Annotated in this window: 15 protein-coding genes; 6 read left to right on the top strand and 9 right to left on the bottom strand. The window is 73.0% G+C overall.

The window, feature by feature from the left end; all coding sequences use genetic code 11:
* Window position 1: 1 nt before the first annotated feature.
* From J2W45_RS13750 to J2W45_RS13740, 3 genes are all read right to left on the bottom strand, one after another.
* On the bottom strand, window positions 2–1,732 hold the full coding sequence (locus J2W45_RS13750; RefSeq protein WP_310132846.1) for a hypothetical protein: 1,731 nt from the start codon (window positions 1,730–1,732) through the stop codon (window positions 2–4).
* An 89-nt stretch (window positions 1,733–1,821) separates the two neighbouring features.
* Window positions 1,822–2,763 carry a hypothetical protein gene (locus J2W45_RS13745; RefSeq protein ID WP_310132842.1) on the bottom strand — a complete coding sequence of 314 codons (942 nt, stop codon included), beginning with the start codon at window positions 2,761–2,763 and terminating at the stop codon, window positions 1,822–1,824.
* Between the two features lie 48 nt (window positions 2,764–2,811).
* The gene (locus J2W45_RS13740; protein WP_310132840.1) at window positions 2,812–4,017 is read right to left on the bottom strand and encodes an MFS transporter; all 1,206 of its coding nucleotides are present in this window, start codon (window positions 4,015–4,017) and stop codon (window positions 2,812–2,814) included.
* 145 nt (window positions 4,018–4,162) lie between these two features.
* On the opposite strand from J2W45_RS13740, the gene J2W45_RS13735 reads away from it, so the two are divergent.
* Window positions 4,163–4,633, top strand: a complete 471-nt coding sequence (locus tag J2W45_RS13735) for a MarR family winged helix-turn-helix transcriptional regulator (protein ID WP_310132837.1) — start codon at window positions 4,163–4,165, stop codon at window positions 4,631–4,633.
* 19 nt (window positions 4,634–4,652) lie between these two features.
* Here J2W45_RS13735 and J2W45_RS13730 read toward each other — a convergent pair whose 3' ends face one another.
* Window positions 4,653–5,156, bottom strand: a complete 504-nt coding sequence (locus tag J2W45_RS13730) for a hypothetical protein (RefSeq protein WP_310132836.1) — start codon at window positions 5,154–5,156, stop codon at window positions 4,653–4,655.
* 47 nt (window positions 5,157–5,203) lie between these two features.
* Here J2W45_RS13730 and J2W45_RS13725 point away from each other — a divergent pair, with 47 nt between their 5' ends.
* The gene (locus J2W45_RS13725; RefSeq protein ID WP_310132833.1) at window positions 5,204–5,566 is read left to right on the top strand and encodes a nuclear transport factor 2 family protein; all 363 of its coding nucleotides are present in this window, start codon (window positions 5,204–5,206) and stop codon (window positions 5,564–5,566) included.
* 12 nt (window positions 5,567–5,578) lie between these two features.
* On the opposite strand, the gene crcB is transcribed toward J2W45_RS13725, so the two are convergent.
* The 3 genes from crcB to J2W45_RS13710 are packed head-to-tail and all read right to left on the bottom strand — an operon-like array spanning window position 5,579 to window position 6,920.
* The gene (gene crcB / locus J2W45_RS13720) at window positions 5,579–5,953 is read right to left on the bottom strand and encodes a fluoride efflux transporter CrcB (protein ID WP_310132832.1); all 375 of its coding nucleotides are present in this window, start codon (window positions 5,951–5,953) and stop codon (window positions 5,579–5,581) included.
* Window positions 5,950–6,339 (bottom strand): fluoride efflux transporter FluC, encoded by a 390-nt coding sequence (locus J2W45_RS13715; protein ID WP_310132830.1) that lies wholly within the window; start codon window positions 6,337–6,339, stop codon window positions 5,950–5,952. Before J2W45_RS13715 ends, crcB begins: the two co-directional genes overlap by 4 nt.
* A gap of 56 nt (window positions 6,340–6,395) precedes the next feature.
* The gene (locus tag J2W45_RS13710; RefSeq protein WP_310132828.1) at window positions 6,396–6,920 is read right to left on the bottom strand and encodes a universal stress protein; all 525 of its coding nucleotides are present in this window, start codon (window positions 6,918–6,920) and stop codon (window positions 6,396–6,398) included.
* Window positions 6,921–7,006: 86 nt separating this feature from the next.
* On the opposite strand from J2W45_RS13710, the gene J2W45_RS13705 reads away from it, so the two are divergent.
* Genes J2W45_RS13705 through J2W45_RS13690 form a run of 4 tightly spaced genes read left to right on the top strand, consistent with a single transcriptional unit; the run spans window position 7,007 to window position 9,438 of the window.
* On the top strand, window positions 7,007–7,435 hold the full coding sequence (locus J2W45_RS13705) for a phage holin family protein (protein ID WP_310132826.1): 429 nt from the start codon (window positions 7,007–7,009) through the stop codon (window positions 7,433–7,435).
* A complete protein-coding gene (locus tag J2W45_RS13700) occupies window positions 7,432–7,710 on the top strand; it encodes a hypothetical protein (RefSeq protein ID WP_310132825.1) in 279 nt (92 codons plus the stop codon). Before J2W45_RS13705 ends, J2W45_RS13700 begins: the two co-directional genes overlap by 4 nt.
* Window positions 7,700–8,740 (top strand): YihY/virulence factor BrkB family protein, encoded by a 1,041-nt coding sequence (locus J2W45_RS13695; RefSeq protein WP_310132822.1) that lies wholly within the window; start codon window positions 7,700–7,702, stop codon window positions 8,738–8,740. The genes J2W45_RS13700 and J2W45_RS13695 overlap by 11 nt, the downstream gene beginning before the upstream one ends.
* A 41-nt stretch (window positions 8,741–8,781) precedes the next feature.
* Window positions 8,782–9,438, top strand: a complete 657-nt coding sequence (locus J2W45_RS13690) for an NUDIX domain-containing protein (RefSeq protein ID WP_310132820.1) — start codon at window positions 8,782–8,784, stop codon at window positions 9,436–9,438.
* A gap of 21 nt (window positions 9,439–9,459) precedes the next feature.
* Here J2W45_RS13690 and J2W45_RS13685 read toward each other — a convergent pair whose 3' ends face one another.
* Window positions 9,460–10,449, bottom strand: a complete 990-nt coding sequence (locus J2W45_RS13685) for a hypothetical protein (RefSeq protein WP_310132819.1) — start codon at window positions 10,447–10,449, stop codon at window positions 9,460–9,462.
* Between the two features lie 335 nt (window positions 10,450–10,784).
* Window positions 10,785–12,461 carry a sensor histidine kinase gene (locus J2W45_RS13680; RefSeq protein ID WP_310132818.1) on the bottom strand — a complete coding sequence of 559 codons (1,677 nt, stop codon included), beginning with the start codon at window positions 12,459–12,461 and terminating at the stop codon, window positions 10,785–10,787.
* Between the last annotated feature and the right edge of the window lies 1 nt (window position 12,462).

Below are 12,462 nucleotides of genomic sequence, written 5' to 3'. Positions count from 1 at the left end.
CTCACCGCAGGTGGTGGTGCCGACGGCCGCGACCGGCCGTGGTGAAGGCGAGCATCACTCCGAGGAGCGCCAGCAGCGCACCCAGCGCCCCGAGGCCGAGGTCGTCCGACCCCGTCGAGGCGAGGGCCGCGGTACCCGACATCGCACCGGACATCGCGCCGCCCGCGAGCGCCGTGGCACCCCCGGTCGAGGCGACCGTCGCCGGTGCCGACAGCTCGCCGGCGGACGGCGTCGACGGGGTGGTCGGCGTCGTCGGGGTGGTCGGCGTCGTCGGCGTCGTCGGGGTGGTCGGCGTCGTCGGGCTCGTCGGCGTGGTCGTCGAGCCCGTCGTGGTGGCGTCACCGACCACAGAGATCGCTCCACCGCCCACCGTCACGGGAACGTCGACGCCGATCGGGAGACCGATGCCGTCGAGCAGACCGCCGCCGGTGGTTCCCGTTCCGCCGTTCGTCCCGCCGTTCGTCCCGCCGGTCGATCCGCCGCCGGCGGTGGCGCCGCCGGTCGCGGGAGCGGTGGTGGACGATCCGGCCGACGTGGCGTCACCGATCCCGGAGACCGCCGTGCCGCCGACCGTCACCGGGACGCCCGCACCGACGGGCACCTGGATGCCGGACAGCACGCCGCCGTCCGTCGACCCTCCGGTCGCGGTGGTTCCGCTGCCCGAGCCGGCCGCCGGAGCGGTCGTCGTCGACCCGGAGGTCGTCGCGTCGCCGATCGCGGACACCGCGTCACCGCCCGCCGTCACCGGCAGCGCAGCGTCGACCGGAGCCTGGATGCCGGACAGGATGCCGCCCGAGCCGCCGTTCGCGGTCGAACCGGTCGCAGTCGAGCCGGGCCCGGTCGCGGGCGCCGTCGTGGTGGAGCCGGACGTGGTCGCATCGCCGATCACGGACACGGCGTCACCGCCGACCGTCACCGGGACCGCCGCACCGATGGGCGCCTGGATCCCGGAGAGGATCCCGCCGTCCGAGCCCGAGCCGCCGGTCGCGGTCGCGCCGCCGCCGGAGCCGCTTCCGGACGGTGCGGTCGTGGTCGATCCCGTGCTGCTCGCGTCACCGAGCACCGAGATCGCGTTGCCGCCCGCCGTCACCGGCGCCACAGCGCTGATCGGCGCCTGGATGCCCGAGAGCACGCCGTCCGAGCCGGAGCCCGACGCGGTCGCGGTCGACCCGGATCCGGCCGCCGGGGCCGTCGCCGAGGAGTCGGACGACGCCGAGTCGCCCACCACCGAGATCGCGTTCCCGCCCGCGGTCACGGGCACGGCGACCGAGACCGGCGCCTGGATGCCCGACCCGACGCCGTCGGAGCCGGACGAGGTCGCGCTGCTGCCGGACCCGGAGGCCGCCGGAGCGGACGCATCGGAGCCGCTGCTGGCGGAGTCGCCGACGACGCTCACGGCGTTGCCGGAGACGTCCACCGGGACGCTGACGGCCACGACCGCCTGGTCGCCGCTCAGCACTCCGCCGACGGAGTCGGGAGAGATCGAGGCCGACGGGGCGGCGGGCGCCGCCGGGGCGCTCGCGGTGGATCCGGTGCTCGTCGCATCCCCGAGGACGGAGATGCCGGTGCCCGAGATCGAGACGGGGACGGTGATGCCGACGACCGCCTGGTCGCCGGTGGCGACGCCGTCGCCGCCGGACGTTTCGGCCGCGTTCGCCGCGGCCGTTCCGGCGAGCCACAGCCCGCCGACGCAGAGGGTGAACCACATCCCTCTGGAGACGTACTTGTTCATGGGTCATGCCTTTCGACTGAGAGTTGTCGCCCGGGCACACGAGTGCCGGGCAGGGGTCATGTGCTGCCTGCGCGGCAGCCGTGACCTGCTCAGTCGGGGCTGATGTCGTGGTCGGCGACGGGGCCGGCGGGGACGGGATCGTCCGCGGCCGCGCCGCTGAGCCGGATCCACGAGGACCCGGAGAAGAAGAAGCCGTCTGCGGTCGCGGCGAATCCGGGCGCAGCTCCGCCCGGGCCGCTCCCGCCGCCCGTCGAGCCCGCGGATCCTCCCGGCAGCCCGCCGGGCGCCCCACCTCCGGGAGCCCAGGGGTCTCCCGCGGGAACGCCTGCAGGCGCCGAACCGCTCGCACCGGCACCGGCCGACGAGCCGAACGGCAGCAGTCCGCCGGGGAGGCGCGTGCCGGAGGCCGCGAGCAGGGCGGGCACGGATGCCGCGAGCGCGGCCGAAGAGGCCAACGCCGCGTCGAGGCCGCCAGGGAGCTCGGACGCGGGCGAACCCGGCTCCGGCCCGGCCTGTTCGCCGTCCGACGCGATGATGGGGGCGACGGCCGTGTCGACCGCGCCCACCACGTCCGACACCGTCTGGTCGACGGCCCCGGTGACCGGCTCCGTGACCGTCGCGACGGGCGCTGGAGGCAGGACGTCGCGCACCACGGGGACGGCGGCGACAACCTGGTCCACCGCGTCCGCAACCGGCTGCACCGCACTGCCGACAGGCGACTGCTCGACCACCTGGTCGACGGTGGCGGTGACCGGGGTGACGACCGCGGACACCACGCTCTGCACCGGGTCGGGAAGCGCCGGCGTCACCGCTTGGGTGACCGAACCGACCGCATCCCCCACCCCCGTGGTGACGCTCGAGACGAGTGCGCCGACCGGTGCGGCGGGCGGCGCCGGTTCGGCCGCCGAGGCGGCGGACCCTCCGGCGAAGAAGCCGAGAACGGTGAGACCGGCGCCGGCGATCAGAGAGCCGACCAGCACGCGCGCAGGGGTGAGGATGCTGTGGCGGGCCTTCTCAGCCAGCTCCGGCATACGATCACCCCCTGACCGTTCGAGACGAGGGCGACTATACGCTCCGTTCTAGGGGACCGGAAGTGCGGATTCCCGATCGGCACTCGCGTGCGCTGCGCCGGGCCTGCGGGAACGACGCGCCGAGGCCGCCGCGATGGCGACCACGATGAGCGCTCCGACGGTCATCGCCGCGCCCACCCAGAGCGGCGAGGTGTACCCGAGCCCGGCCGCGATGGTGAGCCCGCCGAGCCAGGCGCCGAGGGCGTTCCCGAGGTTGAAGGCGGCGATGTTCGCGCCCGAGGCGAGGGTCGGAGCGTGCGCTGCGGAGGAGAGCACCCGCAGCTGCAGAGCCGGCACCGTGGCGAACCCGAACGCGCCCATGAGCACGAGCCCGATGATGGCTCCGGCCGGGACTCCCGCCACGAGCGCGAACGCGGCGAGGACCACGGCGAGCGCCGCGAGCAGCCAGAGCAGCGTGCGGTCGATCGACCGGTCGGCGAGCCGCCCACCCGCCCAGTTGCCCGCGAACAGGCCGAGACCGAACAGGATCAGCAGCCACGGCACGGCGGCGGATGCGAAGTCCGCGACACCGGTCAGCGTGTACGCGATGTAGGTGAAGGCGCCGAACATCCCGCCGAAGCCGAGCACCGTGGCCGCCAGCGACAGCCAGACCTGGCCGGAGCGGAACGCCGACAGTTCGCCGCGCAGCCCGGTCGCGGACCGTCCGCCCGCGCTCGCCGGAACCAGCAGGGCGACGCCGATCAGGGCGATCACGCCGATCCCGGTGATGGCCCAGAAGGTCGAGCGCCATCCCAGCGCCTGGCCGAGGAGCGTGCCGAATGGAACGCCCAGCACGTTCGCGGCCGTGAGTCCGGTGAACATGACCGCGATGGCGCGGGCCTGCTTCTCGGGCGCGACGAGTCCGGCCGCGACGACCGAGCCGATGCCGAAGAAGGCGCCGTGGCAGAGCGCCGCGATGATCCGGCCGGCGAGCATCGTGCCGTAGTCCGGGGCGACGGCGGAGAGCAGATTGCCGACGATGAACAGCACCATCAGCCCGATGAGCGCGGCCTTCCGCGGCAGGCGCGTCGCCGCGGCGGTCAGCCCGAGGGCGCCGACGACCACCGCGAGCGCGTACCCCGAGATCAGCCACCCGGCGGCCGCCTCGTCGACGTGGAAGTCGGCCGCCACCTCCGGCAGCAGCCCGGCGATGACGAACTCGGTGAGGCCGATCCCGAATCCTCCGAGAGCGAGGGCGATCAGGCCAGCGGGCATGGATGTCTCCTTCTGGATGCAGTGGGGGTGCGCTACTCTGTTAGTTGCAGACGCGCTATAAATAGTTGCACGTGCAACTATACATTGTGCAACCCCGTCTGCCCCGACCGCGGCCCGATGCGGCCGGACACCGAAGGGAGCGCCCATGGGCATCGCGGACGACGCGGTGGAGGTGCGCGCGCACGGCTGGCGCACACTGGCCGCCCTGCACGGGTACATCGAGGCCGAGCTGGAGCGGGAGCTGAGCCGCACCGTGCAGCTGTCGGTGGTCGAGTACACCGTGCTCGACGCGCTCGCCCGCCAGGACGGCTGGCACATGCGGATGCAGCAGCTCGCCCGCGCGAGCGCGCTCAGCCCCAGCGCGACGACCCGCCTCGTGAACCGGCTGGAGGACCGCGGGCTGCTCACGCGCATCCTGTGCGACGACGACCGCCGCGGCATCTACACCGAGCTGACCGGGCCGGGACACGAGCTGCTCGACACCGCGCGGCCCGTGCACGACGACGCGCTGGCCCGCGCGCTCGACGGCGCCCGTCAGGTGCCCGAGCTCGCGCCGCTCGTCGACGCGCTGCCGGAGCTGACCGCGCTGCCGAAGCTGACCGCGCAGCCGGCCTGACCGCGTTCCGCGTGACGGCTCAGCGCAGCACTTCGACGAGCGCGACCCACGAGAACGCGACGGTCGCCACGATGGCGACGATGGTGCCCACAGCCACCAGCACCAGCCCGGCGGCCCAGGCCGTGGACGCGACGAGCAGGATCCCCGCGACGGCGTAGATCAGCGTCGGCACCGCGAAGAAGGCGATCCGCTCCAGCGTGTAGCGCCGGAAACCGGTGCGCACCGCATCCCGCGCGACCGTGATCCCGCAGCGCACGTCGATCACTGCGCACAGCGCCGCCCCGACGAGGACCTGGATGCCGTAGCCCACGGTCTGCTGCCCCGGGATGAGTGCAGCGCACGACAGCGCCACCCCGAGGATGAGGGCGGCGATGGATGCGCCGGCGCGCGCCGCCAGCCCGGGCGACTTCGCGATCGTGGCGATGTTGACGGACAGCGCCACGATCAGCAGACCGCCCAGCGCCGCTCCGGCGCCCGCGACCGCCACGTTGAACTCGGACCAGGACGCGAACGGCTCCTCCATGCGGCCCAGCGTAGCGGCGCCTCACCGGCAGGGCGTATAACGGGGGCATGGCGGACGCGATCACGAACTGGATCGAGCTCTACCGGCGCGCATGGGAGAGCAACGACCCCGACGACATCCGGGCGCTGTTCACCGAGGACGCGAGCTACCGCACCGAACCGTTCGCCGAGCCGTGGGACGGGCACCTCGAGATCGTGGAGGGGTGGCTCGACGCCCAGGACGACCCCGGTGCCGCGACGTTCGAGTGGCGGCTGCTCGGGCAGGACGGCCCCGTGTACTTCGTCGAGGGCGTGACCGACTACCGCGAGGGCCCGATCTACAGCAACCTGTGGATCGTCCGGCTCGCCCACGACGGGCGTGCCGAGGAGTTCACCGAGTGGTGGATGGAGCAGGAGCCCGACCAGGACTGAGCGCCGCACCGGTCACAGCTGGCCCAGCCACAGCCCGAGCCCGGCCGCGGCGAGCGCCAGCACGAGCATCCCGACGCCGTTGAAGGCTGCTGCCCGGTAGCGTCGTTGCTGCGCCAGGCGGACCGTCTCGTAGCTCGCCGTGCTGAACGTTGTGTACCCGCCGAGGAAGCCGGTGCCGAGCACGGCCCGCCACTCGGGCGGCAGGCCGTGGGCGAGCGCGAGTCCGGTCACCAGCCCCAGCAGGAACGAGCCGGTCACGTTGATGATCGTGGTCCCGATCGGGTAACCGGTCCGCAGCCAGGAGCGGAGCCCCCCGTCGAAGAGGAGGCGCGCGACGGCTCCCACGCCGCCCGCGGCAGCGACCGCCAGCACCAGCAGCGGGCTCATCCGTTTCCCCCTCCGGCCCGGCGGCGCGCGATCGCCGACGCGAGGGCGATGCCCGCCACGGAGGCCAGCGCGCCCACGGCGATGGTCGCCACGGCGTACAGGATGCTCAGGCCGACGCTCTGCGCGGCGATCAGTCCGTCGGTGTCCACCGCGAGCGAGCTGTACGTCGTGTACCCGCCCAGGATGCCCGTGCCGGCGAACAGCCGCACGTCACGACGGCCGCCCTCGTCCGGCCCGCGCAGCGCGAGCGATTGCAGCAGCCAGCCGAGCACGAATGCACCGGTGACGTTGATGAGGAAGGTGATCAGCGGCACGCCCGCGACGGGCGGCACCGACAGCGTCAGCAGGTAGCGTGCGGCCGTGCCCAGCGCGCCTCCCACGAACACGAGCAGGATCGAGCGCGACCGCAGGTGCAGGGGCCCTCGACGGCGGTCGGCCGGCACTAGACCGGCGGGTCTTCCCACGGGAACGACTGCGTGCCCGGGATCGGGTTCAGCGGCACCACGATCACGGGACGGTGCTGCCGGTGGGCCAGATGCACCGCGATGGAGCCGTTGAAGAACTCGCGCACGCTGCCCCGCAGGCCCGCCTCGCGCGTCCCGACCACGATGTAGCGCGCGTTCATGTCGTCGGCGAGCCGCGCCAGGCACCACGCCGGGTCGCCCGCCAGCTGCTGCAACGAGTACGGGATGCCGCGGCCGTCCAGCACGCGCCGGATGTGCGCCTCCAGGTCGGGGTCGAAGCGCTTCTCCTCCGTCTCCGGTAGATCCGGATCGTAGGGAAGGGCCACCACTGTTCCGTCCACGTAGCTCGAGACGACGTAGCGGTCCGGATCGACGTTGGCGCAGACCAGCGGCACATCGAGGTCGTCCGCGAGCCGCGCCGCCTCCTCCAGCACCGCGACCGGCTGCCCGGGGACCACGGCCGCGAGGATGCCACCCCGGCCGGCGATCTCGTTGCCGCTCATGCCCCTAGTGTGCACCATCACGGGTTCACTCGCGTCTGAGCGTGGGGTACGGTCGGCCTACCAGTGTCCGAGAGGAGCCCGAACCGATGGCCGACAAGCCACCGCTGCCGCGGGAGCGCCGACGTACCACCCGTGGACTCCGTCCGCTCCCCGAGCTCACCAAGGACCTCGTCGCCCAGCTGCGCCGGCTGGTCGCGACCGAACTCGCCCTGTTCAAAGCCGAGATGGCCGCCAAGGCGAAGGCGGCGGGGATCGGCGCAGGGCTCCTCGTGGGCGCCCTGCTCTTCCTGTTCTTCGCGTTCGCGGTGCTCATCACGGCGGCCGTGCTGGGCTTCGCGCTCATCCTCCCGGCGTGGCTGGCGGCGATCATCGTCGGCGTCATCCTCATCGTCATCGCCGTCGTGGTCGGCCTCATCGGGCTGCGCAGCCTCAAGAAGGGCATGCCGCCGGTGCCCGACGACCTGGGCAGCGAGCTGAGCGCCGACGCGAAGGCCCTGAAGGGAGAGCAGCCGTGACCTCCGACACCACTCCGTCGATCGGACGCCAGGGGCAGCGTCCCGCCGGCCGCCCGCCGCTCCCCCCGGGAGCCGGCATCAACCAGATGAAGCTCGACCTCGAGGTGACCCGCGACGAGCTCGCGAGCACCCTGGACGACCTGTTCGCGACCTTCAACATCCGGGTGCAGATCCGCTCCCACCCGGTGGTGTTCGTCGGCGTGTTCCTGACCATGGTGGGCGCGGCCGCCGGCATCGCGACCCTGCTCCTGCGGAGGCGCGGGCGTGCCCGTTGACGACGGGGGCGTCGGCAGCGCCCGCGCGAAGGCAGTCCGCCGCATCGAGGACCGCCGCAGTGAGCCCTGGTACCGCCTGCCGTGGGGGTTCATCCTCAAGCGCACGATGCGGAGCTTCTCCACGGACCAGTGCACCGACCTCGCCGCCGGCCTGACCTACTTCGCCGTCCTGTCGCTGTTCCCCGCACTGCTCGCGCTGGTCAGCCTCCTGGGCATCGTCGGCCAGAGCAAGGCCGGGATCGACGCGCTCTTCGGGATGGTGAACGACCTCGCGCCGGGCATGACCGACGTGCTGAAGGGTCCGATCGAGACGCTCGCCGCCTCGCCCGCGACCGGATGGGCGCTCGCGATCGGCATCATCGGCGCCGTCTGGTCAGCGTCGGGCTACGTCGGCGCGTTCGGTCGGTCCCTGAACCGCGTGTACGGGGTGCAGGAGGGGCGGACCTTCTTCACGCTCCGCCCGGTGCAGCTCGGCGTGACACTGCTCGCGCTGGTGCTCATGGCGCTCCTTGCGCTGCTGCTCGTCGTCTCGGGTCCGGTCCTCGAGTTCCTGGGCGCGTTCCTCGAGTTGAGTGACGCCTTCCAGGCGATCTGGTCCGTCGTGCGGTGGCCGGTCGTCGTCGTCGTCATCGTGCTGCTGGTCGCGGTGCTTTACGCCGCCACGCCGAACATCAAGCACCCGCGCATCCGCTGGCTCACGCCCGGGTCGATCGTCGCGATCGTCGTGCTCGGCGTGGCCTCCGCCCTGTTCGCGTTCTACGTCGGCAACTTCGGCAACTACGACCGGACGTACGGCGCACTGGCCGGCATCATCGTCTTCCTGCTGTGGATCTGGATCGCGAACAACGCGCTGCTGCTCGGCGCGGAACTGGACTCCGAGGTGGAACGGGCGCGGGAGCTGGTCGCCGGAATCGAGGCGGACGACGTACTCCGCCTGCCGCTGAAGTCGGACAAGGCGCTCGCGAAGATGCGGGAGGCGCACGCGGGCGACGTGCTCGCCGCGCGCGAGATCCGCCGCCGCTACCGCTGACCTCCTCCGCCCGGCTCCGGGCCGCTCGCTAGGCTCGGAGCATGAGCGACCCGCGCCCCGGCCACGACGTCCCCGACTCCCGCGGCCGCACCGGCCTGCACCGCACCGGAATGGACCTGGCCGGCAACCCGGACGTCCGGATGCGCGAGGTCGAGGTCACCTCGGACGGTTGGCACGTGCTGCGGCGCACCACCTTCGACTACCGCGGACGCTCCGGCGAGTGGACGACCCAGTCGCGCGAGACGTACGACCGGGGCAACGGCGCGACGGTGCTGCTGTACGACCCGGTCGGGCGCACGCTGCTGCTCTCACGGCAGTTCCGTTTCCCCGTGTACGTGAACGGCCATCCCGACGGCATGCTCATCGAGTCGGCGGCAGGACTCCTCGACGGCGACGGCCCCGAGGAGGCGATCCGCCGGGAGGCGGCGGAAGAGCTCGGCGTGACGATCGGCGGGCTCACGCACCTCTTCGACCTGTACATGAGTCCGGGCTCGGTCACCGAGCGCGTGCACTTCTACGCGGCGCCCTACACCCCCGCGGACATCGCGGGAGGCGGCGGCCTGGAGGACGAGGGCGAGGAGATCGAGCCGGTCGTCGTGCCCTACGACGAGGCGCTCACCATGGTCGCCGACGGCCGTATCGCCGACGGCAAGACCGTCATCCTCGTGCAGTGGGCGGCGCTCAACCTCTTCGGTTGACGGCCGCGATGCGGCGACGGGTCAGCCGTAGCGGAGGGCGGGGCCGTCCGACTTGAGGAAGTCGATGTGCAGGTGGTTGCACGTGTCGTCGAACGGCTTGAAGTTGCTGAGGTCCATGGAGGCGCGGCAGCCGATCTGGCCGAGGCCCGTGCCGTCCGGGACCAGCGGGTCGAGGATCTTGATCAGCTGAACCGACTTCGCGTCTCCACCTGTCAGCGGAGAGCCGTTGAGGAGGTAGAAGTCGACCGCGTGACCGCCGCCGTCGGCGTAGTGGGCCGAGTCGGTGCCCGCGCCCTCGATCTGGCCGGTGCAGCGACGGTTGATGTCGCTGACGCCGACCTGGTTGAAGTTGTCGAGCGCCACCGAGATGGCCTGCAGCACGCGGTAGTCGATGCCGCAGCCGGGGACCGCATGGCCCTCGGCCAGGTCCGCGATCTCCGGGATGTGGTTGGGGACCGAGCCGACGAGGCGGCCGGATGCGACCGCGCCCATGAGCTGGACGGCAAGCGCCTGCACGGTGGGCGAGACCGTCGTGTTCATGGTCGAGTCGAGAGCCTGCGGGCTCTCCTGGATGTCGAGGCCGTCACGGGCCACCACCTGGGTGACGCCGCCGCCGGTGAGGGTCTGCACGGCGAGCGCGGTGCGCGCGGCTCCGACGGTCGATCCCTCGCCCGTGGTCGCGTAGGCCGGGAGGGCGGCGGTGCCGAAGAAGGCGGCGAGGGCCACCATCACGACGGCGTGGACGCCCCAGCGACGGCGCTCCGGACGCGCGGTGCGCACCCGCGGCGCGCGGACAGCGGCGGCGGTGCGCGCGGGACGCTCGGGCTTGGGCCGGCGCTCGGCGCGGGCGGGCTTAACGACGACGCGCTCCCGCGTGCGGGGCCGGCTGCGCTCCGCTTCGAGGCGTGCGCGACGGCTCGGGAACGTCTGGGTCGCGGTCAGCTCCTCCGCGGTGGTGAACGCGCTCACGGGATCGTCGGAGAGCTGCGACTGCTGGTCCACATCCACCACGACGGGTGCCTTGACACTGCGGCGAGGCCGCACGGAAGGAGTGGACTGGGGCAAGCTGCTGGTACTTCCTGGACGAGTCGGTCGGGGCGACGCACCGGGGGAGGCGCGAAAGGCGTACTCCCTTTTCTATCGGATTTCGGCTGGATGTTCCATCAATGCAGACGAATAGATCCCGGCGGGGGGCGCATCCTGCGCGTTCGGGTCATGCAGGGGCCCCCGATCCGGGACCGGACGGCAGCGTCGCCGTCACCCACGAAAGTACGGTCCCCACCTGTGCCCGGCAGGCCGCGGTACGGCTGATACGACGGGGATCCGCGCGGATGCCCGACGAGGTCTCAGGGGATGGCGACGGCCAGCTCCACTCGGCCCGACGCTTCGCGGAGCGCGACCGTCCCGCGTTCTGCGAGCTGTCTCAGACCGATGCCCGAATCCGCCGCCCCGAGAGTGCCGCCCGACTCGATGACGACCTTCACGCCATCGCAGTCCGCGGCGCGCAGGGCGATCGCGACCGGCGAGCCGTCGCCGTGCCGCACGGCGTTGGCGAGTCCTTCCGAGACCGCATCCACGACGGCGGAGGCGCGTGTCGGATCCACCAGGCGCCCCCAGACGGCCTCGTCGACGGCCACCCGCAACTCGATCGCGGACGACCAGCTGTCGAGCAGGGCGCTGACCTCGTCGGCCGCGTGCCGTTCGTCGTGGGCGCCCCGCAGCGCGTCCCGCGCGCGGCCGAGCACGTCGATGACACGGCGGGCGGCCGCCGCCCGGTCGGCGGGCGGAGCCGCGGTGAGCGCCAGCGCGCCGGCGATCAGCTCGGACTGGACGCCCGCGTGGAGCAGGCGGGCGAGGGTCGCGCGCTCCCGGTCGTAGTCGGCGCGGACCCGGGCGGCCGCCGCGACGTTGGCCTGCAGCGCCGCCTCCAGCTCCGCCTGGTCCTGCCGCACCCGCACCGACAGCGAGGAGACGAGGGCGACCGTCAACGCGATCAGCGGGTAGGTCGCCGTCTCGAACCACGCGGGGGCGGGGTCGCTGCCGGCGAGCGCGAGCCCGACGGCTCCCGTCGCCGACACGAGGAGGCCGACGCCGATGTAGAGGAGCAGGAGCACCGTCAGGCGCGCGGCCGGGTGCGCGGGCAGCGTCACCGATGCCACGAGGGAGCCGCCGATCAGGAGGACGACCAGGCCGGCCGCCACCGGTGCGACGATCGCCGGGCCCGAGAGGATGGACACGAACGGCAGCACCATCGCGGTGAACAGCAGCGCGGTGGCCAGGGGAGGCGCGGCGCGCATCCCGCCGACGACCGACGTGAACCATTCGCGGGGAGCGACCTGCTCGCCGTCCGGTCCGGGGGCGGCGCCGTCGTCTTCGTAGACACGGTGGCTGGCGGGGCGGACGACGTCCTCGGCGAGCCGCCGCAGCAGGCGCGCCGCCTCGGCCGGTTCGGGCAGGTCCGCCGCCGCGGTGGCCGCCGTCCGTTCGAGAGCCTCCACGACGTCGTCCAGCGCCTCGCTCCGCAGCCGGGCGAGCCGTTCCGTGGCACAGCCGATGTCGTCACCGGACGCGCGCTGGGCCGCCCGCAGGCGACGGAAGACGCCGAGGTGCTCGCGCACGAGGTCCACGGCCACGGCGATGAGCGCGAACACCGCGACGACGACCACGACGTTGACGGCGATGCGACCCGCCAGGTCCCCCGGCGCGACCGGGATGCCGAGCAGACCGCCGGCCTCGAGGAAGAGCAGGGGACGGACCGCGCCGATCGCCGCGTAGATCGCGAAGACGGCAACGGGACGCGCGCCACGCGGGACGACCCGGAGCACAGCCGCCCCGAGCAGGAGGAGCCCGCCCAGGATGCCGTGCTGCAGGCCGGCCACGGCCAGCACGGCTCCCGGTCCACCGGAGACGTATTGGAGGCCGGACATCACGGTGAGCGCGAACGGCAGCGTGAGCAGCCAGCTCCACACGGTGATCGCCGCCGGCCCGTGGACGCGCGCGAGGGAGCGGCGGAGCGCGGTCATC

Origin of the sequence: Leifsonia shinshuensis, assembly GCF_031456835.1 — a bacterium.
Taxonomy (GTDB): Bacteria; Actinomycetota; Actinomycetes; order Actinomycetales; family Microbacteriaceae; genus Leifsonia; species Leifsonia shinshuensis_C.
Note: the sequence above shows the minus strand (reverse complement) of the source record. Positions and strands in the feature narration are given on the sequence as shown.

Coding starts and splice junctions, on each gene's coding strand:
- J2W45_RS13745 (WP_310132842.1), bottom strand. CDS start 2,763: ATGCCGGAGCTGGCTGAGAAGGCCCGCCACAGCATCCTCACCCCTGCG.
- J2W45_RS13735 (WP_310132837.1), top strand. CDS start 4,163: ATGGGCATCGCGGACGACGCGGTGGAGGTGCGCGCGCACGGCTGGCGC.
- J2W45_RS13705 (WP_310132826.1), top strand. CDS start 7,007: ATGGCCGACAAGCCACCGCTGCCGCGGGAGCGCCGACGTACCACCCGT.
- J2W45_RS13680 (WP_310132818.1), bottom strand. CDS start 12,461: ATGACCGCGCTCCGCCGCTCCCTCGCGCGCGTCCACGGGCCGGCGGCG.
- crcB (WP_310132832.1), bottom strand. CDS start 5,953: ATGAGCCCGCTGCTGGTGCTGGCGGTCGCTGCCGCGGGCGGCGTGGGA.
- J2W45_RS13750 (WP_310132846.1), bottom strand. CDS start 1,732: ATGAACAAGTACGTCTCCAGAGGGATGTGGTTCACCCTCTGCGTCGGC.
- J2W45_RS13740 (WP_310132840.1), bottom strand. CDS start 4,017: ATGCCCGCTGGCCTGATCGCCCTCGCTCTCGGAGGATTCGGGATCGGC.
- J2W45_RS13730 (WP_310132836.1), bottom strand. CDS start 5,156: ATGGAGGAGCCGTTCGCGTCCTGGTCCGAGTTCAACGTGGCGGTCGCG.
- J2W45_RS13725 (WP_310132833.1), top strand. CDS start 5,204: ATGGCGGACGCGATCACGAACTGGATCGAGCTCTACCGGCGCGCATGG.
- J2W45_RS13690 (WP_310132820.1), top strand. CDS start 8,782: ATGAGCGACCCGCGCCCCGGCCACGACGTCCCCGACTCCCGCGGCCGC.
- J2W45_RS13710 (WP_310132828.1), bottom strand. CDS start 6,920: ATGAGCGGCAACGAGATCGCCGGCCGGGGTGGCATCCTCGCGGCCGTG.